The sequence below is a fragment of the Bartonella krasnovii genome (genome assembly GCF_003606345.3).
Taxonomy (GTDB): Bacteria; Pseudomonadota; Alphaproteobacteria; order Rhizobiales; family Rhizobiaceae; genus Bartonella; species Bartonella krasnovii.
Map to the genome: position 1 here is coordinate 639,736 of NZ_CP031844.2, position 25,280 is coordinate 665,015.

General features: G+C 39.1%; 10 protein-coding genes and 1 pseudogene. 8 read left to right on the forward strand and 3 right to left on the reverse strand.

Annotated elements, in window-relative coordinates; genetic code table 11:
* Positions 1-51: 51 nt before the first annotated feature.
* Both D1092_RS02640 and D1092_RS02645 read right to left on the reverse strand, forming a co-directional pair.
* Positions 52-1,035, reverse strand: coding sequence for a hypothetical protein (locus tag D1092_RS02640; RefSeq protein WP_241440203.1), 984 nt, complete (start codon positions 1,033-1,035; stop codon positions 52-54).
* A gap of 1,727 nt (positions 1,036-2,762) precedes the next feature.
* A pseudogene (locus tag D1092_RS02645) lies at positions 2,763-3,326 on the reverse strand (type ISP restriction/modification enzyme); the annotation flags it as partial.
* A gap of 404 nt (positions 3,327-3,730) precedes the next feature.
* Between D1092_RS02645 and D1092_RS02655 the strand changes: the two are divergent.
* From D1092_RS02655 to D1092_RS02690, 8 genes are all read left to right on the forward strand, one after another.
* Complete coding sequence (locus D1092_RS02655) at positions 3,731-5,494, forward strand: ShlB/FhaC/HecB family hemolysin secretion/activation protein (protein WP_120122067.1); 1,764 nt, start codon at positions 3,731-3,733, stop codon at positions 5,492-5,494.
* A 90-nt stretch (positions 5,495-5,584) separates the two neighbouring features.
* On the forward strand, positions 5,585-13,141 hold the full coding sequence (locus tag D1092_RS02660) for a two-partner secretion domain-containing protein (protein ID WP_120122068.1): 7,557 nt from the start codon (positions 5,585-5,587) through the stop codon (positions 13,139-13,141).
* A gap of 62 nt (positions 13,142-13,203) precedes the next feature.
* Entirely contained in the window at positions 13,204-13,791 is a 588-nt protein-coding gene (locus D1092_RS02665; protein ID WP_120122069.1) for an SMI1/KNR4 family protein, read from the forward strand.
* A gap of 261 nt (positions 13,792-14,052) precedes the next feature.
* The gene (locus D1092_RS02670) at positions 14,053-14,445 is read left to right on the forward strand and encodes an HNH/ENDO VII family nuclease (RefSeq protein WP_241440204.1); all 393 of its coding nucleotides are present in this window, start codon (positions 14,053-14,055) and stop codon (positions 14,443-14,445) included.
* Positions 14,446-14,522: 77 nt separating this feature from the next.
* Positions 14,523-15,113 (forward strand): SMI1/KNR4 family protein, encoded by a 591-nt coding sequence (locus tag D1092_RS02675; protein WP_120122071.1) that lies wholly within the window; start codon positions 14,523-14,525, stop codon positions 15,111-15,113.
* A gap of 261 nt (positions 15,114-15,374) precedes the next feature.
* Positions 15,375-15,629: an HNH/ENDO VII family nuclease gene (locus D1092_RS02680; RefSeq protein ID WP_241440205.1), complete on the forward strand. Its 255-nt coding sequence runs from the start codon at positions 15,375-15,377 to the stop codon at positions 15,627-15,629.
* A gap of 81 nt (positions 15,630-15,710) precedes the next feature.
* Positions 15,711-16,196: an SMI1/KNR4 family protein gene (locus D1092_RS02685; protein WP_120122073.1), complete on the forward strand. Its 486-nt coding sequence runs from the start codon at positions 15,711-15,713 to the stop codon at positions 16,194-16,196.
* A 50-nt stretch (positions 16,197-16,246) separates the two neighbouring features.
* Positions 16,247-18,799, forward strand: a complete 2,553-nt coding sequence (locus tag D1092_RS02690) for a DUF6990 domain-containing protein (protein ID WP_120122074.1) — start codon at positions 16,247-16,249, stop codon at positions 18,797-18,799.
* A gap of 1,096 nt (positions 18,800-19,895) precedes the next feature.
* On the opposite strand, the gene D1092_RS02695 is transcribed toward D1092_RS02690, so the two are convergent.
* Positions 19,896-24,869, reverse strand: coding sequence for a DEAD/DEAH box helicase (locus D1092_RS02695; RefSeq protein ID WP_120122075.1), 4,974 nt, complete (start codon positions 24,867-24,869; stop codon positions 19,896-19,898).
* Positions 24,870-25,280: the final 411 nt, after the last annotated feature.

The following is a 25,280-nucleotide window of genomic DNA, read 5'->3' on the forward strand; positions in this document are numbered from 1 at the left end:
TGAAAGAATTTGGTTAGAAAGCAGGCGCCCCCGCACCGCCCGCGTGTTTATTTAAGCAGTTGTAAAAACAATTTCACCAACAACAACGGGTTCTTTATAATTGCCACCAATTTTGGTATTACCATTTATTTCAGTATAACCAATAACTTGAGCATTGCCAAATACATGCGCATTGCCATAAACCTTGCCATAAATTTTTGCATTGTCATAAATGCGCGCATCATCATAAACCTCAGCATTCTCAGAAATTAAAGCATTATTGGAAACCCGCGCGCCACCATAGACCTTGCCATAAACTTTAGCATTGTCACAAACACAGCCCCTATCATAAACATGGGCATAACAAGTCACTATAGCATTCCCATAAACCTTGGCTTCTCTATTGACCATAGCAGCGCCACAAACATGGGCATTATCGCAAACCCTAGCATTGTCAAAAACTACAGCATCTTCATAAACATGGGCATTATCATAAACTTGAGAACTTCCTAGCACACGTGCTTTACCATAAACCTCAGCATTGCCATAAATTCTAGTTTTATCAAGAAACTTGCCATAAATAGTGTCATAAATTTTTGCATTGCCATATACTTTAGCATGTCCAAAAATATCGCCATAAATCAATGCATTATCATAGACTTGCGCATTGCCATAAACCTCAGCTCTAATATGCACGCTAGCATTGCCATAGACCCTTGCATTTTCATAAATTTTTGCAGATCCAGTAATTTTTGCATTATCCGAAATATGGGCATTATCGAAAACCCGCGCATCCCCATAAACCATGGCATTGCCACCGACCCAGCACTCACCATTATCAGCTAAATTTGCTACTTTGTGTATAAAACCGCCGAGGTCCCCCGCTTTAATATTAGCAAAATCCCTTAAAGCACGAATGCGATAAAGAGTATAATCACCTACTTCAATCGTTTCGTCTGTAAATTCATATTTTTTTACACATTGCTGCTTATTAACAGAGGCGGTTTCATTTGAAATGTTAGAAATAACGGGGGTGTTTTTTGAGATAGTTGTCATATTAAGATTCCTAGTTATTTAAAGTTTTCAATTGACACCCTATAAGGGCGCCGGGCGTTGAAAACACGGTAACTAGTCCGTCGTTACACTTTTCTCATAAAGAGTATTGTATGGTGTAACCACACCCGACAAAATCATCATATATGCTAATCACAGCATAAAAGATAGTCAGTATTTTAAAGACATAGGAGAGGTCGTATCGTAACCTACCCGCTAGTTATTAAGTGTTTTCAGCACTTGATTATTTATATAACAAAATACGTATTTATTGTCAATTAATTTATGCACTTTTTTGATATTTTTATGATTTTTTTAAATGCATTATGTGTAAATATTATTTATATGCTTATTAATTGCTTCTTTTGTATTACATGCTGTTAAAGCTATATTGTAGCCTTTCTTAAACGATTGCGTGATTTTATGAATTATACATTTGTAATATTTAGAAACGCTCTCATAATGCGTATTTTTAGTTTTATGACGTATCATGTTTTTTACTAAATGGCTTTTAAGATTTCTGTTAATTTCTTTTAATAACACATTTGCAACTTAACAGCCTTTTATAGGGATTATCTTTATAAGCAATACATTCATTTGCATTGTAATTATGAAAGTCTTGCTGTTTTCACGCGTGCTTTATAGCTGTTATCTTCTTTATAGCCACCGCATCATTTTTCATTTTCATAAGAGAAACGATAAATAGGATAATTGCGATTTATAGTCTGTTATGAAAACCTCTAAAGAGAGACTGATAATTATAGAGATTAGCAAAATCGCTTTTAATAGACTTTATCAGTCTTGTCAGTTTAGTCAGTTGTTTTTAGATCCTCTATTATTTTTTTCAAATAAGAGAAAATTAAGAATATTATATTTCAATATGTTAAGTTTTATTGATTTTTCAAAATACAACTTATTAAAACAGCCATAACAAATAAATACAACTGTAAATATATATTTGTCAGTTTGTGTCAGTAAATTGAACTGACAAAAGTAATCATTTTAGTGAGTGATTAAAACGTGCTTTCTGAAAAGCATATGAAAATGAAAAATGATTATGTTATCAAAATCCCTTTAATGAATTTTATCAGTTCACTTAAATGGATAAATTTGTAATTTTAGAGCATGATTAAAACACGTCTTAAAAAAACATGTGATCCTTTAAAGCCTTTCAAAAGAAAGGGGGTATAATCATAAGAAATGCTATCAAGATCATTATGGTTATAGTTTAGGGGGTTTAGGGGGTTTTGGGTGTTCTTTTTACATCCCCTTTATATATTTTTTAAATTAAAAATAAAAGTTATTATATTTCAATAAGTTAATGTTTCAAATAAACAACCTATATTAAACACAACACATAAATACAATCTTTAATATATATTTAAGAGGGTTTTGTAGGTGTTTTGGGGGTTTTAAAAACAGACAAAACCTATAAGTAAAATGAAGATATAAAACTCTCTTTAAAGAGTTTTTTTGAAAGCTATAAAGCACTCATTTGAGATTACGGTATAATCTCTTAAAGGCAATCAAAAGAAGCATATTCACTTTAAGAGTGGATTTCTTATAAGTCTTAAAGCAATCCAAAGTAGAGTGTTTAAAAGTGCAAATATTCTCTTTTTAGAGTAATGCATATAAACACTCCTTTTAGATTGTATGTAAGCAATTTACAAGAGAGGTATAGATTATGATTAAAGGCTCTATACCCCTTATGAGTTATAAGGTCTTATAAGCTATTCAGTTTCTCTCATTTCTAATTTTGGTAGTTTTTTCACGATTTTCATTGTCTCTAAACTTACTGTAATAACCCTTTGGAATAATTCCAATGGATAAGCAGGGTTGCCAACGGTTTCAACAGCATAGCGATTAGCATCATTAACAATACCACTCTTTTTATCGGTCTTAACACATTGACGCCCCATAACCCATTCAAGAGCGGATCTACCATTTACGATATAGTTATAAGCTTCAAGAGGGATATCTATTATTGTAATATGATGATTGTAAATAACAGTAGACTTATCCTTTATTTTACTATTTCCAGCGAATTTCATTTCAGTTACATAATAGAATTCTTTAGGATTAGAGATATCAGTCTGTTTAAGATTGCCTTTTTTAAAGGTCACTGGATAAGGTTCTACAGTTTCATAATTTACGTGCAAATGCCCCAATTCACGCCCTGCTGTAACAAATTTTCAAAAATCATCAGCACTCTTTACACAAGGGATACGAGGTAATTCTTTAGAGAGGTTATCAGCATAGCGAGTACGATAATCTTCTAAATGTAATAAAAGATATCATTTTAGGTCGTATTTTTTGGGTTTCTTATCAAGCGATAATAATGGAGTGTTTCTTGTTGTCTCTAATATGTAACAGTTTCGATAAATTAAATATATTTTGTGAATAAGAGCCTTTACTTGCATCTCAAAATTATATTACATGCAGCACTTTAAAATTAAGAAGCATATAGAATGTATGATTGTCATTTAACCGTGCAATTATACGCTCTTCAGAGGCGGGGGGAGTGATATGGTTTGTACAACCAATAAAGCGGGTTTATACAGGGTAGTCTATGCTTTTCTATTAGATTTTAGAAGCATTATTCTCATCAAAAAATTAAAAAATTGTTACACGGTTGGTGATTTTTTCTGTGATGCTGATGATGTGTTTCATTTTGTTTCTCATTTTGAGGGCACAATGAATGCGTAGTTTTTTTTTAGCTTTTACTTTTGCAGCATTTTTGAGTTTTTTTTCATGGTCAAGTTTTGCAGAAAGCATTCGTGATCAAGCGATTGATCAATCCGAAAGGATTCAACGTCAACAAACGCAAGACCAGCATTTTCAACAATTACATCGCAGGAACGAAACGCATGAGATTTCATTACAGGATGATGATGCCCCCCCATTATTTCCAAGTGATTCAACACAAAAAAACTGTTTGCTGATTAAAAACATTGAATTTGTTGGTGCTCAATTGATTTCTCGCGGCGACCTTCATAACACCATTTCCTCTTGGGAGGGCCGCTGTCTTGGTATTGGTGAGATCAACAAAGTGCTTAAAGCAGTAACCAAGCTTTATATGAAGCGCGGCTATATTGCGGTGCGGGCTTATTTGCCTGAGCAAGACTTAAGGGGTGGTCGTCTTAAAATTATTGTTGTTGAAGGACAAATAGAGGATATCACTCTAGAGGGTCATAAAGTTGCAAGGCAATATCAAGGGGAAATCATTACGGCTTTTCCAAATTTAGTTGGTCATCCAGCTCATCTTCGCTCGATAGAACAAGGACTTGATCAAATTAATCGGCTTTTTTCTCGTCATGCAACGATCAATCTTGGTGCCGGGGAGGCACCAGGTGGTTCTATTCTTGATATTCATATTGATAAGAAGAAGCCGTGGCTCCTTACAGTTTCCAGTGATAATCTTGGTGCTAAAGCAACAGGGCTTTACCAAACGCGTGTTAGCCTTTCTTTTGATGATTTATTAGGGATCAATGATCAATGGTCGTTTAGTTATCAGCGCTCCATGAATGGTGGCCCGTATCATTTTTCAGGCAAGCCTCCCAATAGTGATACGATAACGGGTTCCTTTTCCATTCCCTATGGTTATTGGACGGTAGGTCTTGATAGCAGTTGGAGTCAATATCATTCGAGTATTAAGGGAATATTTTCTGATATTAATACTGCCGGTAAATCTTTATCGTTTACGCCATGGATTTCACGGGTTATTGACCGTGATCAAGAGGGAAAGACATGGGTTACAGGACGATTGACATGGAAATATTCCGATAATTTTATTATGGGCAGCAAGGTTGATGTTTCCAGCCGTAAACTAGCTATTGCAATATTAGAGCTTGATCATTCACGCAAATGGATGGGGGGAGAATTAAGCGCTCATATAGGGTTTCATAAGGGTTTGGCGATTTTGGGCGCTTATGATGATAAAGAGCAAGAAACTTCGACAAGAAATGCCCCCAAAGGGCAATTTTCAAAGTTGTCTTTTTCTTTAAGCTATGGGCGTGCCTTTTCACTCAAACAGTATAATTTTCGTTATAACACGTTGCTTTCAGGTCAATTGTCCCCTGATACGTTGTTTAGTTCAGAACAACTATCACTTGGAGGGAATTCTTCTGTGCGCGGCGTGCGTGAGGCGGTTTATTACGGCAATAATGGGGTGTTTTGGCGCAATGAATTGTCGCTACTGTTGCCAGGTTTTTCTTCCGAGAGGGGGCGTAAATTTATAGGGCAATTTACACCGTATATAGCGCTTGATTTAGGGATGGCAGCTCATGCCCCTCTTAGAAATAGTTTTGGCGGTAGCCTCGTTGGTGCAACTCTGGGTTTTCATGCAAGTGGAGAGATTTTGGATATGGATCTGTCGTATTCAAATATTTTGACCCAATCAACACCCAGAGAACAGGGGAATGCGACAGGGCTGTTTCAAGTGCGGACATTATTGAGATTTTAGAGCAAAGGGCGGTCGAAAAGATCGCCTAACTATTTATACCCATTGGGGTGTTTTTTTACAAAGAGATAGAGGCTTTTTGAGGAGAGTAAGATGCGGGGATTTCAGAAACAAAAGCATAAATTAGGATATGGGTATGCGCTAGGGCAGCATGCTCTTGGTGTTTTGCAGCGAGGGGCTCATAAGGGTATTTCTCTCGTTTTAAGTTTTAGTTTAGCTTTTCAACCTTTGTTCGTACAAGCGCAAGCAATTGGTGCACAAAGATCACCAGCCCAAGAGACTCAAGGGATTAAAGCGGCAGAGGGGGTTGGCTCACTTTTCCGCCCTACGATAGGAGAAGCCAGCAATGGCGTACCGCTTGTTGATATAGCGCGCCCCAATGGGCAGGGTCTTTCTCACAATAAATATGACAGTTTTAATGTTGATAGCCGTGGTGTGATTTTAAACAATTCGACCAAGGAGGTTTCACGTTCACAGCTTGGCGGTTTGGTGCTTGGCAATGGCAATTTACGGGGCACTGGTGCGGCAAAGGTTATTCTCAACGAAGTGGTAAGTGCCAATCGTTCGCGTCTTGCAGGTGTGAGCGAAGTTCATGGGGCAGCGGCGGATGTTATTATTGCTAATCCCAATGGCATTACCTGTCAAGGCTGTGGCTTTATCAATACACCGCGGGTGACTTTATCGACGGGGCAGCCGATTATTGGCGCCAATGGGGCTTTGAGTGGCTTGCGTGTTGAGGGTGGGGATATCACCATTGGCGCGAAAGGCGCTGATGGACGCATGTTAGATATTTTTGATCTGGTTTCGCGCAAGATTAGCGTTGCAGGGCCCATACAAGTCAAAGGGGATTTGGCTGTTATCGCGGGGCGTAATCATTTTGATTATAGTAAACGGGAAGCAACGTCTCTTGGCTCAGATGGCAAAGAGCCGGAATTGGCAATAGATTCCAGCGAATTTGGTGGGATGTATGCGGGGCAGATCCGCGTACTTGCCAACGATAAAGGGGCTGGCGTTAAAATGCGAGGAGACATGGTCGCCAATGCAGGCGCCATGAGATTGACGAGTGATGGGAAGCTGGTGCTTGCTAAAGCCCGTGCTAAAGGTGCGGTGCATGCGCATTCTCACCACGAGAGCGTGCATGTAAAAGACTTATTGTTTTCAGAAGATTCTGTTGAGCTTAAAGCGCGTCACGCTGTTGAGTTAGCAGAACATGCACGGGTTGCAGCGAGCGGCAATGTTGATGTGCGTGCCGATGTGATTAAGCTTGGCTCTGATGCTCTGTTGGCCAATGGCATTGGCAATGATGGTCAACAGTCAGCGACAGGTTCTTTGCACTTACAAGCGACAAAAGTTGAGGCGGGGCGTGGACGAATCGCGGCTGGTGCGCTTTTACAGATCAATGCTGCGGCTATTGATCTGGATCGCTTGCAAGATAATGATCAGGTTGGGATCTCTTCCCTTGGCGATTTGACCATAAAAACCAATCAAATCACGGCTTTAAATAACCATATTGGTGCTGGGGGGAATGTTGTTCTGAAATCCGATGATGCGCTTAACATAGGAGCTGGTCATTATAGTGCTGGCGGTTTTCTTTTGGCGCAAGCAGCAGCGCTTACTTCACGGGCTCGTTTAGCAGCAGAGCAAAAAGTGGATCTTTATGCGCAAAGTGGTGATCTTATCCAAGAAGGCAGTGTCTCGTCCAATGGAGAGGTGACGCTTCAAGCACATGGGGCCCTTACCCACAAGGGTGATATTGTCAGTATGCAGCAGGTTGCCTTGACGGCGGGTGGCCTGCTTACAACGAGCACGGACAGTACACTTTTGGCTCATGATGTGGTTTTAAGTGCTGATGCTTTAACCCAAGCAGGGACTGTGGAAGCACAAGATGGAGAACTCGCTTTCCAAGTGCGTGATGGAGTTATCAATCATGGCATGATGCGCGGTGAGAGCGTCAGTGCTTATGCTGGTGCTTTGACAAATCAAGGGATGTTGATTGCCAGCAATGATTTACACCTGACGATCAGCACACAAGGGGGAGCAGATCGTCAACAAGCTTTTCTTGAGAATGTGTCTGGTGCGGTTATCCAAAGTGGGGGTAGCTTTGTTTTGTCCGCAGGGAAACTGCACAATTTGGGGGCGCTTGGCTCTAGTGATGAAAATCTTGCCCTCAATGTGAGCGGTGATCTGAGCAATAGCGGGCTGATTTACGCCAAAAAATCTATGGACGTATCCAGTGATGGTGATTTAACCAACATACAGGGCAGAATAATTGCTGAAGAGGCTCTCACCATTCATGGGTTGAAAGAGACACGGGCTGGTCATGTAAAAAATGAGGCTGGTCTTCTCAGTGCTCTTGCTGGTGAGATGAGCATTGCAGCCACGTCTTTTGTCAATAAAGGCGCTGCAACAACAAATTCAGTCCAACAAAACGCTGGACATGATGAAGGTGCACATGTTTTAGCGCGGGATGGTTTGCACATTGATGTGGGCAGTTTTGAGAATGTTGATGGTCTCATCTCTACGCAAGGGGCCGTTAATATTGTTGCTGATAGTGTGATCCAAGCAGGATACATAGAGATTGAGCGTGGTGAGCTTCAACTCACGAGCCGTGGTGATTTAAGCAATAGCGGCACGATAGAAAGCAATGATACCATTGCTTTGCATGCGCAAACAAATCTCAATCAAACAGGGCGCATTGTTTCTAAAAAGCGGATAGAGCTTTCCAGTGATGGCACCTTGACAATGGGCGAGACAAGTGAGGTTGGCGCCTATGATGTAGCATTGAGTGCAGGCATGCTCACCCATGCAGGGCTTGTGGAAGCACAAGGGGGGATGCTTAACTTAAACAGCTCTGGTCTTGTAAGCAATCAAGGCATCATGGTGGGTGGTGTTGTTGATGCAAAGCTTGGTTTTTTGACAAATTCAGGTCAATTTTTATCTCAAGGGGCTTTTACACTTGTAGCAGCAAATCATGATCCACTATTGGGGCAAACGGCTTTGGTTTTAAATGCTGAAGGTGGGGTTCTCAAAAGTGGTGGCGCTTTTGTTTTGACGACAGATGCGTTGAACAATGCAGGTGTCCTTGGTTCTGGAGGTAATGCGGTTGCGCTTAATGTGAGCGGGGATATGAGCAATAGCGGGCTGATTTATGCCAAGAAATCTGCCATACTCTCCTTAGACGGGGATTTTATCAATCAGTTTGGCGATGTCATTGCCGAAGACAATCTCATCATCCATGGCTTAAAGGGAGAGCGGGCTGGTCATGTGATCAACAGTTCGGGTCTTTTAGAAGCTGTTTCAGGCGATATGCGTTTTGATGTCTCAGCACTCACCAACATGCGTGAAGGTGGGGTTGAGGTGAGCGATAAAGTGGTTAAGCGCAATGTCCATGAAACATCACATACCGAAAAAGATGGGATCATTTTTGTTGATACAACTACCACAACTACCAGAGTTACAACAACGGTTAGTCAGCAGCAGGCACATTTTAAGGGTAATGCTGCACAGATTTTAGTAGGGCGTCATCTGACAGTGAATGCCGGGGATATTCGCAATAGCTATAGCTTGATTTCTGCCAATGGCAACATTGAGATGCGGGGCGATACGCTGCTTAATGAAGGACGTGATTTAACCGAAACAACCAAGATTGAGACGACAACACATATCGAAACTACATCTGGTGATATTTTGGGTGCAGGGGTTGTCCAAATAGGAGATACAGACACATGGGATTATGTTGGCACTCCTGTAACAACCACACGCACCTATGATGCTGTTTATGGCACGATTGAAGCGGGGGGAACGCTTGATGCCAAGCTGACGGGCTATATTGATAATCATGCGGTGCGTGAAGGGGTGGAGCAAGTTGGCTTAAGCTCTGGCGGTAAAGGCTTGGCTGGTGTTCAAAGCACCGATTTTGACGGCTCAAAGCCACTGATCAGTGATGATCGATTAGACGAGATTATCAATGGTTTGACGGGGCACAAAGCACTTTTTGCACCAAGTATCCAAACACCAGAACCAGAATCCATACAAGTACCAAAGCAAGATGGGCTTAGCTCTGTAAAGACAGAGCTTACTCAGACTCAAACACCTGATGTACCGTTCTTAGTCGAAACGCGTCCAGATTTTATCAATTCCAGCAAATTTTTGGGCTCAGATTATTTCCTCAAAAGAGTTGGCAATTATAAGCCTGAGCATGTGTTTAAAAGGTTGGGTGATGCTTATTATGAATATCGTCTGATAAGTGAGCAAATCTTTGAACTCACAGGGGATGGCAGTCTCATAGATGTGGATGATCCCAATGCTCAAATGCAAAGGCTTTATGACAATGCTATCGCACAGCAAGATCCCTTAGGGTTAGAGCTAGGCAAACCATTAACACAAAAGCAAATTGCCGAGATCAAAAAAGATATGATCTGGCTTGAGAGGCATGTTGTAAACGGACAAGAAGTCTTGGTGCCCCATGTTTATTTGGCACCAAATTCTTCCCTCGTACAAGATGTTTATGGGGAAAAAACACAGCAAGCAAATCTTGCCAGTGCGCATTTAAAAGGCAATGGCGTCACTATAGAGACGGACCGTTTTGCCAATAGCGGCTCCATCGTGAGTAATGGTTCACTCAACGTATCAACAACACAAACCTTGTTGAATGATGGTGGCTTTTTGCTTGGCAGTGGTACTGTTGATCTGAGCAGCCAAGGGCTTTTTGTCAACTCGTCAGGGATTATTCTGGGGGATATCATCACCCTCACTGCTCAGACAATCGTTGATGGAACAGCCAAAATCCGTGACACGAATGAATTTGGTTTTGTTGATCGCAAGGGGCAGCAGTCTCAAATTATTTCTCTACAGAATTTGAATATTCTCTCCCTTGGCGATTTAAGCATGAACGGTGGGCAATGGAACAGTGGCGGTTCGACGACGGTGACTGCTGGTGGTTCTGCGAGCATTGGTTCATTGGTGCTAGAGAGTGAGAATAAACAAAGCTTAGAAAAAGGGCATTATGACGCTCAAAGCTCTCATAACCAGTTGGCCGAAGTCAACAGTGGTGACAATCTAACCATTGTTACAGGGGGTGAGCTTAATCTTGCGGGAAAATTTAAAGTCAAGGGCGATGCAGATTTCACCAGTGGTGGCGCTCTCAATGTGGTTTCAGAACAAGACTTTAGTAATTCTGATTTGGATCTTAGGGGGAAAGAAGGCGATGAATCAAAGCAAAAGAATAAGTTTCGTCAACAATCAACCGAAGTTACCACCAATAAAACCACGATAGAAACGGATGGCAACCTCTCCATGCATGCGCAAAATGGAGACCTCACGCTTGATGCCGTAGGCTTGAAAAGTGGTGGTCAGACGCATTTGGCGGCAGATAAGGGGAAGATCAAGTTTCTGACCAATAAGGATCAGGATTTTAAGGATGTTTATCAGCGCAATGAAAACCTTGTGTGGTGGAGTGAGGGCGACAAAGGCTATTTGCAGGAGACCATCAAGCATGTCACCATAGAAGCTGGTGGGGGCATGAAGCTTGATGCAGGTGATGGCTTTGTTGTTGAATATGAACAAACCGGTGATTTAGACAAATCTCTTGAGCAATTAGCCCGTTCTCCAGAATTGTCATGGATCAAGCAATTGCGTGATGATCCAGAATTAGCCAAGCAAGTGGATTGGCAGGCTGTTAAGGCTGAATTTAAAGACTGGGATTATAAAAAGCAAGGTCTCACAGAAGTAGGGGCAGCTTTTGTCACCTTGATTGTGACAGCTGTTACCGCTGGAACGGCTTCCAGTGCAGCGAGTGCTATTGCTGGTGCATTGGGTGTTGGCTCCAGCACTGCCATGAATGCAGCGATACAAGCAGGTATACAGGCGCTGATCAACAAAAGTGCTGTGGCTCTTGTGAATAATCGCGGCAACATTGCCGACGCACTTCATGAGCTAGGCTCATCGAAGAATGTTTTAGGCATTGTCTCCTCAATGTTAACAGCAGGTTTAACCAGCCAATTCACAGAGATGGCCGGTGTTGGTCAATCCTTATCCAAAACCGCCCCTTTGGTTGATCGTATTACCCGTGAGGCAGAAAAGAACCTGATCAAAGCTGCCATTGGCACGGGCGTTCAAACGGCTCTTGAAGGCGGTTCTCTAGATAAGAACTTTTTTAACAATCTTCGTACGGCCCTCTCAGGAACTCTTGGAAAAACATTAGCGGAAGAAATTGGTACCGCTAAGGCAGAGGGCAAAATAGACACGGTGACGCAGATCGTAGCCCATGCCGGTCTTGGCTGTATTGTCGGAGCGACAGCGAGTGGTGATTGTACAGCTGGCGCTGTGGGGGGGGGTGTAGGCGAAGCCGCCGCAATGCTCCAGTTTAAACTGTGGATGCAAAACATTATCAAAGAGGAAATGGGGGATCTTAATGGTCGCACTCCAACGCCGGAAGAACAAGCCCGCATCACGGCCAAGATTGATGCACAATTTGCAGACTTTAGAGAGCACACCATTGATGTAGCGCGCATTGCCGGGGGCTTTGCAGCTGCTCTTGCTGGTGGTGATGTTAATACCGGCGCCGATGCTGCAGGTAATGCCGCAGAAAATAACTACCTCAGCAGTGCTCAACGTGCCCAAATGGATAAAGAATTAAAGGAGTGTCCTGACCTTTTATGTCAAGCAGAAGTATCTGCGAAATGGTCTGCGATTAGTACAGGGCAAGATTTAAGCCTTTTGGCTGGTATGGTAGCTGGTGTACCGGCTGAATTATACGATACGGTTGATGGTTTGTGGCAAATAGCCAGACATCCCAAAGAGACTTTGAAAGCGCTTAACGACTTGTTGAACAGTGGTGAAATTTGGGCGACAATTGGGCGGACCATTGGGCAATCCTATGTAGATCGCATTAATAAAATGGCGGAGGAATATGAGCGAGCCGGTGCTGGTGGATCCTTTAAAGCGGGTGTTGAACTCGGAAAATTATTGACGGATATAGCATCCCTAATGACAGGAATTGCTGGAGCAGCTAAGGGAGGTGTAAAGCTTACCGAAAAAACTCTGATCAAATTCATGGCGAGGAAAGATTTTGCCCAATTCGCTTCCAAGAAAAATCTTGCAGAACTTGCCGCTCAGGGAGATCTTGAAAAACTTGCGGCGAAGAAAGAACTAACCAAAGAAGCTGCTAAAGAAAAAAAGCTTTGGTTAAAAAAGAAACCCATTAAATTTACCGATAGCAAATTTGGCCAGACAAACAAAGTCTATCAGAGAGACGATTTATTTGATCCTGACAGAATGTCTAATTGGAAAGAAAACAAACAAACGGTATGGGGCACCAATGTTGAAAGAATGAAAGCAGGAAAAGCACCTATAGGGTTAGATGGCTGGTCTGTTGAGTTGCATCACCTAAATCAAACCCCTGAGGGTCCCTTAGCAGAGATGAGCCATGAGTTTCATAAAAAATATACTTCTGTGATTCATGATAATCCAAAAACACATCAATCGCTTATAGAGAGAGAAAAATTTAAGAAGCAAAGAGAGGAATATTGGGCTAAACGTGGTAATGAGTATGGAGAACAAAAAAACAGTAATTTAGGAGGAATAATTGATATGAGATGGGGTATTATAGGTCTAGATTTTAACAGATGGGGACAGGAGCATCAGCAGTAATGCCCTACGGTTAATGAAAAGAGAAAAAAGGGACTTATAGAATAATTGATGGAGAATAATTGATGAAAACCTACACCTTAGATGATGTTGCAGTATTAATTGATAAAGTGAATAAGTATGATGATAATATTATTAATTTGGGTAGTGAAGATGATGAAGAGAATGAAACAGATGATCTACAGATTGAAAAAGCGGAGAAAGCTTTGGGTTTGAAATTTACATCGTCTTACAAAGTTTTTTTAAAGAAATATGGAGGAGGAGAAATTGGTGGTGATGAGATTTTTAGCATTTATGGAGATTGTGTAGGCATTCCTGCTGGTGATATTGTTTACCAAAACGTACTCGATAGAAAACATGGTTTTTCGACACCAGAACAGCTTGTAGTTAACAGAACAGATTTTGGTGAGACATTTTATTTTGATTATACACAGTTTCGGGATGATGAATGCCCACTCTATGTCATGCTTCCATCTGAAGAGTGCGAATATTACGCGAGTAATTTTTATGAATTCCTTTGTAAAAGAATTATAGAAAGCGTGGGAGCTGAGATACCTGAAGGTGATCAACCGATTGAAAAACCTGAGATCCCTCCCACTCCACAACCTATCCCTTTTTACAAGCGTTTTTGGAAAAAGTTATGGGGGAAATGACATGGGGGGAGGAAATACGTAACGTTTATAAGGGATATGCAGCAGATATTCCGAGTAGTGGTATTATTTACGATTTCTTAATTCGCTTCCAAGAAAAATTTAACAGAACTTGCAGCTCAGGGAGATCTTGAAAAACTTGCGGCGAAGAAAGAACTGATCAAAGAAGCTGCTAAAGAAAAAAAACATTGGTTAAAAAAGAAACCTATTAAATTTACCGATAGCAAATCTGGTCAGACATACACAGTCTATTGGAGAGACGATTTGTTTGATCCTAACAAAAGAGTCAAATGGAGAGTAAACAAAAAAGACGTGTGGGGCACTAATCTTGATAGAATAGAAACAGGAAGAGCACCTATAGGACATGAGGGCAGACCTGTTGAATTGCATCACCTAAATCAAACCCCTGATGGCCCCTTAGCAGCAATGAGCTATGAATTTCATAAAAAATATACTTCCGTGATTCATAATAATCCCAAAACACATCAATCGCTTATAGATAGAAAAAAGTTTGATAAGCAGAGAGAGGAATTTGGGAAAAAGCACCGTGAAGATTATAGAGAACAAAAAAACAGTCATTTAGGAGGAATAATCGATATGAGATGGGGTATCATAGGTCTAGATTTTAACAGATGGGGACAGGAGAATCAGCAGTAATGCTCTACGGTTAATGAAAAGAGAAAAAAGGGACTTATAGAATAATTACTTATAGAATAATTCATGGAGAATAATTGATGAAAACCCATACCTTAGCTGATGTTGCAGTATTAATTGATAAAGTAAATAAATATGATGCTGATATTATCACTTTTGGTAGTGAAGATGATGAAGAGAATGAAACGGATGATCTACAGATTGAAAAGGCGGAGAAAACTCTCGGCTTACAATTCACATCATCTTACAAAGTTTTTTTAAAAAAATATGGAGGAGGAGAAATTGGTTATGAGGAAATTTTTAGCATTTATGGAGACGGTGGGGAAGGTATTCCTGCTGGTGATATTGTTTACCGGAACTTACTCGATAGAAAAGATGGTTTTGCTACACCAGAACAGCTTGTCGTTAGCAGAACAGATTTTGGTGAAACTTTTTACTTTGATTATACGCAGTTTCGGGATGGTGAATGCCCACTTTATGTCATGCTTCCATCTGAAGAGTGCGAATATTACGCGAGTAATTTTTATGAATTCCTTTGCAAAAGAATTAAAGAGCACGTGGGAGATGAGATACTTGATGGTGATCAACCAATTGAAAAACCTGAGATCCCTCCCATTCCACAACCTATCCCTTTTTACAAGCGTTTTTGGAAAAAATTATGGGGGAAATGACATGGGGTGAGGAAATACGTAACGTTTATAAGGGATATGCAGCAGATATTCCTAGTAGTGGTATTATTTGCGATTTCTTAATTCGCTTCCAAGAAAAATCTTGCAGAACTTGTAGCTCAGGGAGATCTTGAAAAACTTGCAGCGAAAAAAGAACTAACCAAAGAAGCTGCTAAAGAAAAAAAGCTTTGGTTAAAAAAGAAACCCATTAAATTTACCGATAGCAAATTTGGCCAGACAAACAAAGTCTATCAGAGAGATGATTTGTTTGATCCTTATCAAGTTGTTTCTTGGAGAAAAAATGGGAAAAAAGTATGGGGAACAAATATTGAGAGGATGAAAACAGGGAGAGCACCTCTTGACGCTGATAATATTCCCGTTGAATTACACCATATGCTGCAAACACCTGATGGTCCCCTAGCAGAGGTTACTGCGTTTCATAATAAACATCATTCTGCTATTCATATTAATCCTAACACAATGGGATCAGCTATTGATAGGGATGCATTTGCTTTGTGAAGACAGAAATATTGGAAGAACGGCTAAGATGTTAGAAGAAAATATGAAGTTAAAAAAATAACAATTTATGGAGAACAAATTATGAAGACTTACACTTTAGCTGATGTTGAACAATTAATTGATAAAGTAAATAAATATGATGATGATATTATTAATTTTGGTACTGCAGAGGATGCAGTTAGTGATGTACGGATTAAAGAGGCAGAAAAAACTCTCGGTTTACAATTTACAACTTCTTATAAGGATTTTTTAAAAAATTATAAAGGAGGAGAAATTGGTTATGAGGAAATTTTTAGCATTTATAACGCAAGTTTTGAGGATCATCCTGCAGGCGATATTGTGTATAAAAACTTATATCATAGGAAACATGGTTTTGCGACACCAGAACAGCTTATTGTTAGCAGAACAGATTTTGGTGAAACCTTTTACTTTGATTATACTCAGTTTCGGGATGGTGAGTGTCCACTCTATCTTAAGTTTCCACCTAGCGATCCTCAGTATTATGCAAGTAATTTTTATGAATTTCTCTGTAAAAGAATTAGAGAGTACGCAGGGGAGGTGTCATGAAAACTTACACTTTAGCTGATCTTACAGAATTAGTTGATAAGTGAACAATGATGCAAACCAAAGACGTAACAGAGATTTTAAAAACGCTTGGCTGGGAACCTTATCGTGCTGAAGATGGTAGTATGTTTGCGCATTATCATCTTCCCGATCGCATTGTAGGCATTAGTTATGATATTGTAGATTATGGAGAGGATGGAGAAAAGTTTCGGCTATCGGCTAATCTTACCACTGCTGCTTATTGCCTTGCTTGGGAATATGCTAGTGGTGAAGTATCACAGGATAAGTATGAAGATACGCTGTTTTCTGCGAAAGAGGATTTAGATGTTACAGCTTCAGATCTTTCAGAAAGCCATGTTAAGGAATCTTTAAATAGGGTTATCGCTTGGGCGCAAGCACAAGATATTGAACAAAAATTACGTGAAAAAGCAGCTAATCACTCTGCTGTTGCAGAAGCATTACTTGGTGATATTGATGCTTTAAAAAGTTCTAAGTTCACACCGCAATTACATGTACCAGAATTTGCCGATTACGCAACCATGGAGTGGATTGAGCGCCTCATTCTTTTTGCACAGACCTATAAAAATGGGGAATTAGACGATATTCTAACGCGCAAAAAGCCCAAACAGCGCTCGATAAGCCTTACTGCAGCAAGCCGTATTCTTAAAACCCAAGGGTGGTTTTCTACGGAACCTGGAAAAATGTGGTTCTCTTTGCCAGATCGCTTTATTCAATTTGATTTTGGTTTTGTACATCTCTATGATCAGTACAATGTTCATCTCGAAGCTGAAATATCTAATGAAGAGATTTCTGTCGCTTGCAAATATATTCACTATAGGGGAGAATATGAGTATATATCTCCTACGGATATTTATAAGTCTTTTAATACACTTGGAGGGGTTAGTATTCTTGATAAAGGGATTGATATTTGTGTGGAGACATTGAATGAGCAAGAGTTGACAAAAATCTCTGAGCGGGTGATACAGTGGGCACGCGCCCAAGATTTACAAGCATCGATCGAAAGTAAAACGCTTTTTCAGGAATATAGCTATTATCCAGCTGTGATTTGGCATTTGGCTTGCTTAGCGTTGACAGGAAAGATCGAGGTACTGAGATCTTATCAAAATTCCATTGTGGTGGGTAAGATTCCTGAGCATTTGCAAAATCTTGATGAAGAACTGGAGGAGTATGTTAATCATGCCGTTGAATTTGCTGAAAAACATCTAAAAATTCTTAATGAGAGAGAAGCTGCTGAAGCGCATCTTGGTCCGAAAGCTTTGATTACTTTCAATAAAGTTGCTGAGCAATTAAAACAAATGGGTTGGACAGTTTATCGTGATAAAAACTACAATCACAATGCTTATTTTATCAGTAAAGACCGTATCATCAATATAATGTATAGCCTTCAAAGTGATGAAGAAGAGCCAATTGTTGCATTTAAGGCTTCTCTTTCAACACTTGGCTTTTCCACGGCTCATAGAGAGATTTTCTATAATATGCCTCAATATATAGCCCTCAAAGAAGCAGAAGAAGTTTACACAGTTTCTAGTATTGAATTGGATGAAGGTAAGCTAAAGCAGATTTGTACAGATATGCTTGAATGGGCTGAGCAGCAAAATGTCAATCAAATCATTTATGATTATGCCGCGTTGTCTCCAGATAGTGAACTTGATCTTGTAGCGCGTCACCTTATTGCGCTTGTTTTGATTGGGGATATTGAAAAGCTCAAATATTACAAGGAGAATTTTAGAAAGGGAAATCCTTTAGGTTTTGTGGAAGAAATCTCAAAATATAGAATTGATAATCTCCTCACTCTTGCACGGGGTTATCGGACCGGTTTTCCTAAAAACGCTCCAATTTTAAGTTTGGATCCACAAATAACATCTGTTGCTTCTCAAACAGCAGTTGTTGAAGCGACAGCGGAGGTAGAGGAAACGGATGATAAAGATGCTCCATTGACCATGGAAAGTGCCACAGCACTTTTAAAAAGCCTAGGTTGGTCAACCGAGAAAATCGATGAAGATGACCATATAGCAAGCTATCAATTGGCTGATCGTGAAGTAGACATTCTTTATAACGATGAAATTGTCAAAGATTGTCCACAATTTGATAGCGCCTTTTTGATTAGCACCGGTATCCTTTCTGCTGCTTGCAAATTCATTGATCCTACACATATAGAAGATATCCCGGATATACAGCTTAATTTTGAGGCAAAAGGATTGGAAATCTTTGAACCAGAAGTCACTGCAGATCGTTTAACACAGGCGCTTGATGATGCACTAGAATGGGCAGTAAGCGCTATTGATCTTTCTGAAAGACTTCGCTCTGATTATGGTATAGCGCCTTGGCAACAAGATGCAAAGTCTAAAGCAGATGATACAGATTATGCTTTACTTCACCTTGGAGCCCTTGCTTTATTAGGTGATGCTGAAACTTTGCAGTCTTATCAGCAAAGTTTTGCAGTAGGAGATCATTTAGGCTTTGGCAAAAGCATCCAACAGCTTCATCTTGAACGCGCTATCGCTTTAGCCAAGGAAGTATCAAAGGTAAAGCAAGTGAGCTACACTTTGATTGAACAGATTGCAAAGGATTTTACCAATCACTGAGAACTTCCCAGCGATGAGCAACCCCGCTCTTGGAAGGAAAAAATCACTCAATTTATGAGAAAAAAAGACAAGAAATAGCCCCTAAAAAATATCGAAAAGATTTCAGAAATTTAGATGACAAGGAGCGGTTTAAAGCTTTGATCAGTAGTTGAGAAACTCAACCAGTGGTGTGGCTCTGATCGTGGTTTTGGTGCAAGATTTAAAGGAAATAACCTATACAAAAAGACCTATAAAATTATTCCACAGATTAGCAAAATCCCTTTTAATAGACTTTTGTCAGTCTTGTCAGTTTAGTCAGTTGTTTCTAGACCCTATAGTATTTTTTAAATGAGAGTAAATTAAAAACATTATTTTTCAATATGTTAAGTTTTATCGATTTTTCAAAATACAACTTATTAAAACAGCCATAACAAATAAATACAATCGTAAATATATATTTGTCAGTTATCTGTCAGTAAATTGAACTGACAAAATGATTATTTTAGTGAGTGATTAAAACACGTCTTAAAAAAACATGTGATCCTTTAAAGCCTTTCAAAAGACAGTTATAATCATAAGAAATGCTATCAAGATCATTATGGTTATAGTTTAGGGGGGGTAGGGGGTTTTGGAGGTTCTTTTTACACCCCCTTTATATATATTTTTTAGTCAAAAATAAAAGTTATTATATTTCAATAAGTTAATGTTTCAAATAAACAACCTATATTAAACACAACACATAAATACAATCTTTAATATATATTTAAGAGGGTTTTGTAGGTGTTTTGGGGGTTTTAAAAACAGACAAAACCTATAAGTAAAATGAAGATATAAAACTCTCTTTAAAGAGTTTTTTTGAAAGCTATAAAGCACTCATTTGAGATTACGGTATAATCTCTTAAAGGCAATCAAAAGAAGCATATTCACTTTAAGAGTGGATTTCTTATAAGTCTTAAAGCAATCCAAAGTAGAGTGTTTAAAAGTGCAAATGATTTCTTTTTAGAATAACGCATAATAAATTATTCCTTTTAAGATTGTATGTAATCAACTTAATAAAAGAGGTATAGATTATAATTATAAGGCTCTATACCCCTTATGAGTTATAAGGTCTTATAAGCTATTCAGTTTCTCTAATTTCTAATTTTGGTAGGTTTTTAACAATTTTCATTGTTTCTAAACTTACGGTAATAACCCTTTGAAACAATTCTAATGGATAAGCAGGGTTTCCAACGGTTTCAACAGCATAGCGATTGGCATCATTAACAATACCACTCTTTTTATTAGTCTTAACGCATTGACGTTCCATAACCCATTCAAGAGCAGGCTTGCCATTCACAATATACTCATAAGCTTCCTTGGGTATATCCGTCATTGTGATATTGCTGTTGTAAATAACAGTGGTTTTATCCTTTTCCTTACTATTCTTAATTTTTGCGAATTTCATCTCTGTAACGTAGTAAAATTTTTCTGGATTAGAGATATCAGTCTGTTTTGGATTGCTTTTTTTAAATGAGACTGGATAAGGTTCCACATCTTCATAATTTACGTGCAAATGACCCAGTTCACGCCCTGCTGTAACAAATTTCCAAAAATCTTCAGCAGTTTTTACACAAGGAATGCGAGGCAATTCTTTAGAGAGGTTATCAGCATAGCGAGTACGGTAATCTTCTGAGTATAAAAGACCGTAAACATAATAGAATAAATCATCTTTTATTATGGTTTCATTAGGATAAGCCGCTTTAAAATGTGCTAATCCTTCATCCGTAATGGCATCACGCCTCTGTAAACCAGTTGTTTTGTTTTGTTCTGTAGCATTTGCAAATAAATGGGATTGTTTCCCACTTTTACTTTTTAATACCGTAGTATCTTCATAGATATATCTTGGAAAGCATTGACTACCACCATCTATCACATTAAGATCAGGCACTGTCTTAGTCATAAGAGCAGAAAAGTCTTTTTTTGCTCCTATACCTGTAATTTGTATCACTCTATTTTCAACCGTTCGTCCTATCGGAAATATGCGCGGCATTTGGTAAACGCCATCATTAAGAGCTTGATTATAATAAAGCCATTGCTTTGTAAAAGGGCGATAAAGACTTTGCATAAGGCAATGTCTTTCAAAGTTAAAAGTCTTTTCTTTTACCAAATCTCGTTTGAGATTATGACTCCAACTTATCTTTTTTTCATCTGAATTAACAAAATCATGTGCAGAGTTTACACGCAACTTCTGATCAGCATATGAATAAGCATCATTAAAACGTTCTACTTCACTATTATAGAAAGCAATCATATTATTCATGTTTTTTGCTAAAGCTTCACGGCTTGAGTTATAAACCCACGCATCACGGCTTGTCATAATACCACGAGAAAAACTTTCAAAAAGCTTTTTACCATGACCTTTCTTAACACCTATTGCTAGGAATGTTTCAAAACTCTCATTACGTTGACCAAGCCAATCATTATGCCTATCCGGTTTTATTATTTTCCAACCTTGTTTGCTCCGTGTAATGCCATCAATGCTTCCAAGCGACTCTATTATCGTAAGCTTTTCTTTTCTCGTGAGATAATCTCCAATATCCCGAAAATATATTTTCCCACACTGTTGAGATTCTGGATTTTTAACAAGAATAGAGATAGCTATAGGGGCTCGAGAACCAGAACCAAAAATCTTACCACCTTCTTTTCGAGATAGTTCTCCAGAGGTTCGTTGATTACCCCGTAAATGGAAAATATAAAGGCTGCTAAATTCTTCAACGAGGCATTTTCGTAAACTGTCCATAGAATGTCCAGTAATAAAACCAGCATTTGTAACAAAGCCGATTACCCCAGCATTATTAATACGGTCACTAGCCCAGCGAATGGCACGAATATAACTATCATAAAGTGCTTGCATATTGGTTGCTTTTGAATGAGCAGCATAAGTTTTACTAATACGTTTATCTAAAATCGGATAAGGTGTATTTTTTGCATTATCATTTTCATTTTTTTGCTTTGTTGAATAAGGAGGATTACCAAAGATAACTTTGATATCTAGTTTTTTTTGATGTTCTAGATATTCACTGTTTTCTTTGAATAATTCTTGTAGCAGGCTTTTCTCTTCAAGCATCCGAAACGTATCAGTCAAACCAATATGCTTAAAGGGAATATACTCTCCTTTCATAAGACTATGATAGGTCGCTTCAATGTTAATGGCTGCTATGTAATAAGCAAGCAAGACAATCTCATTGGCATGGATATCATAACGGAATTTATATTCCATATCCTCTGGTTTTATAAGATTTGATTGTAAAAGCCGTGTGATAAAGGTACCAGTCCCTGTAAAAGGGTCAAGAATAGAAACACCACGTGATCCTAGGCTTTTTCCAAATTCATTGCGCAAGACATCATCAACAGAATGAATAATAAAATCTACAACCTCAATGGGGGTATAAACAATTCCAAGCCTATCGGTGGTTTTCTTAAATGCCTTGGCAAAAAAATCTTCATATAGCTTGATAATAAGGTTCTGTCTTGCTTGGGGGGAGGTAATGCCAGAGGCACGGAATTTTACACTATCATAAAACTCTTGTAACTCTTTCGATACTTGCTTGATATTGGTTTTGTCTAGTTCAGCTAAGATCTTTTCCATAGCTTGCGAGATGCTATTGTTCTGGACAAATTCATTGCCGTCAAACAAAGCTTCAAACACGGGACGCGTCACAAGATGCTGTGCTAACATCTCAAGCGCTTCCTCTTGTTTGATTTCACTGTTTAAGTTGTTCTTTAGTTCTTTGTGAAAGCTCTCAAAAGCATGATAGGCTTCACTGGTTTTATCAGAAAGTATATCTTTAAGACGATTGATATGGTTTTGTGCAATCTCAGCAACATTACCAGCCCATATGCCCCAATAATCCGCAAGGGTAAATTTCTTAGCCAAAAGGGTTTTAAGGGCATTGGGAAACTCTTTATAAAAGGGTAATCTTCCTGTAACACTATGAATGTATTTTTGTGGTTCATAGGCTGCTTTTCCAATATCAAGCCCCGCGCTTTCTGGTTTCTCATAAACATGCAGTTTATCTTCAACCGTCGTCATACTCTTTAAGGCAGCAATCTCTAAAGTATGACTAACGTCTTGACCTAAAATCATCTGGTTAAGGGTTACTTCAAAGTTCTCATCATGGGAAAGCAAAGCATTGATCACTTGCCATACAACACTGTATCTCTTGTTGTATTTTAAAGCCTCTTCAGCAGAAATCCCTGCTGGTACCCCAACGGGTAAAATGATATAGCCTCTTTTCTTACCCTTGGAACGGCGCATAATACGCCCCACCGCTTGTATCACATCCACTTGGCTTTTACGCGGGTGTAAGAACATGATCGCATCAAGAGCAGGAACATCAACACCTTCAGAAAGACAGCGTACATTGGTGAGCACACGACACGTATTTTCCCCCGCATCTTCCTTTAACCAGTCAAGAGCTTCATTGCGCTTCTTGGCACTTTGTGTTCCATCAATATGCGCAAAGGTACACTGAAGAGGCGGCGTCTCTTTATAGAGCTTATGAAGATCTAATAATTCTTCCTGCATGCCTTTAGAATTGAATGTGTCACAGATACGTTCAGAGGTCTTAATATCTCTACAAAAAGCCAAAGCCCGCCGCATAGGGTTAGGGTCATCACTCAAATCAACCTTCAGATCTATTTTACTAAGAGCTTGATAACAGCCTATGATCTTGGTTTTATCATCAAGGGTAAGTTCATAATTCTCATCGGTCATCAGATGTTGAATGGATTCACTCACTTCCTCTTCATTAACACCTAAGACAATAATCTTATAAGGAACTAAGAGTTCATTATTCACGGCTTTAGAGAATGTGTAGGTATAAAGCTCTTTTCCATAGAGTGCTTCATCATCCATAGAGGCTAAAATGCCATTCATCTCATGAGCTTGCTTTTTGGCACTATCAGCAAAGATCTTCGGGGTTGCTGTCATATACAGACGTTTTTTACCCAAAATGATGCTGTTGTCGTGAACCTTGATAAATTCAGATTCATGCTTATCTGTTCCTAAAACAATCCCAGTTGTTCTATGGGCTTCATCACAAATGATCAGATCAAATTCGGGTAAATCATATTCCTTTTGCGCATCGGAAATCACTTGAATGGAATGATAGGTCGAAAAGATCACGGTCATCACATCAAGAGAGATCTTATTAGCTTTACGCGCAAGTTCTTGTGAATTCGTTGTAGCCGGTAAAACCAGATCAGAAGCATCGAGACCAGATTCATCATCATGTTTACTTTTACGACGCTTGCCCACTTGTGTATCTGAACACACGGCAAAGGAACGTAAGGGAACTTCTGTATCAATGGTCCATTCACGGATTGTTTGTGACATCAAAGCAAGGGAGGGTACCAGAAACAACACACGCTTGCCTTTTCCAGCTATTTGTTCTGCTATCTTAAGACTGGTGAAAGTTTTTCCCGTCCCACACGCCATAATCAGCTTGCCACGGTCTGCTTCTTGCAAACCTTCACAAACTCTCTCAAGTGCTTCTGTCTGATGATCTAAAAGCTTTTTTTTCGGTTGTTCTTTAAGGACGGCTTGTCCTCGTTCTTTATAAGCTCCCCAATCGATTTGACTGTTTTCTAAATCAAACAGATTAATCTGTTGAATACGAACCTCTTGACCATCACACGTATTGTTCGCATTATCACTCCAATTGCTTTCGGTGCTATCAACCAGTATGCGACGGGTGAATATTTTCTTCCCAGAGGCAGCGATAAAGCTATCAATATCTTCTTTTTTAATGATGTGAGAAGCATCATAGCATTTACATTGAATAGCCGCATATCCTCCTTGATCACGGATTGTAGCGACCAGATCAATACCGATATCACGCCCATCTTCATCATGTTCCTCAGCCCATTCCAAATAAGTCTGAACCTTTTCGTATTCCTGCTTTTGTAAGGGGTCTTCAGAGAAATAATCCTTCACAAGATTTTCAAACAGCGTTCCCAATTCACGGGGTGATTTAGCCTTTTCACGGTAGAATTCTAAGAGAGAGCGTAAAGTGACTTTTTTGTTATCAGACTTAACAGATTGAAGCATATTAAGATAAACTCCATTGTGGCACGGTATGATCAAAGATCATAAAGAAACGGAATGAAGTCTATTAAATTGATTCAAAAGAAATATCGATAACAAAATGAGACAAAACACACGAAAACTCATAAATTTCTTAAAATTAAATTTTATAAATCATACTTATCAACAACAGAATAGTGGAATTTGCTATTTATTTCACATATCATTCAAGACAAATGCACTATGTGTTTAAAAACATCAGAATGATCATTTTGATAGGTTTTATGAATCATTAAAAAGATCACTTTTGTCAGTTCAATTTACTGACAGATAACTGACAAATATATATTACTAATTGTATTTAAGGTTATGTTATAGATATAAGTTGTATCATTAAAATGCTAACACATTGAAATATAATGCTTTTAATTTTCT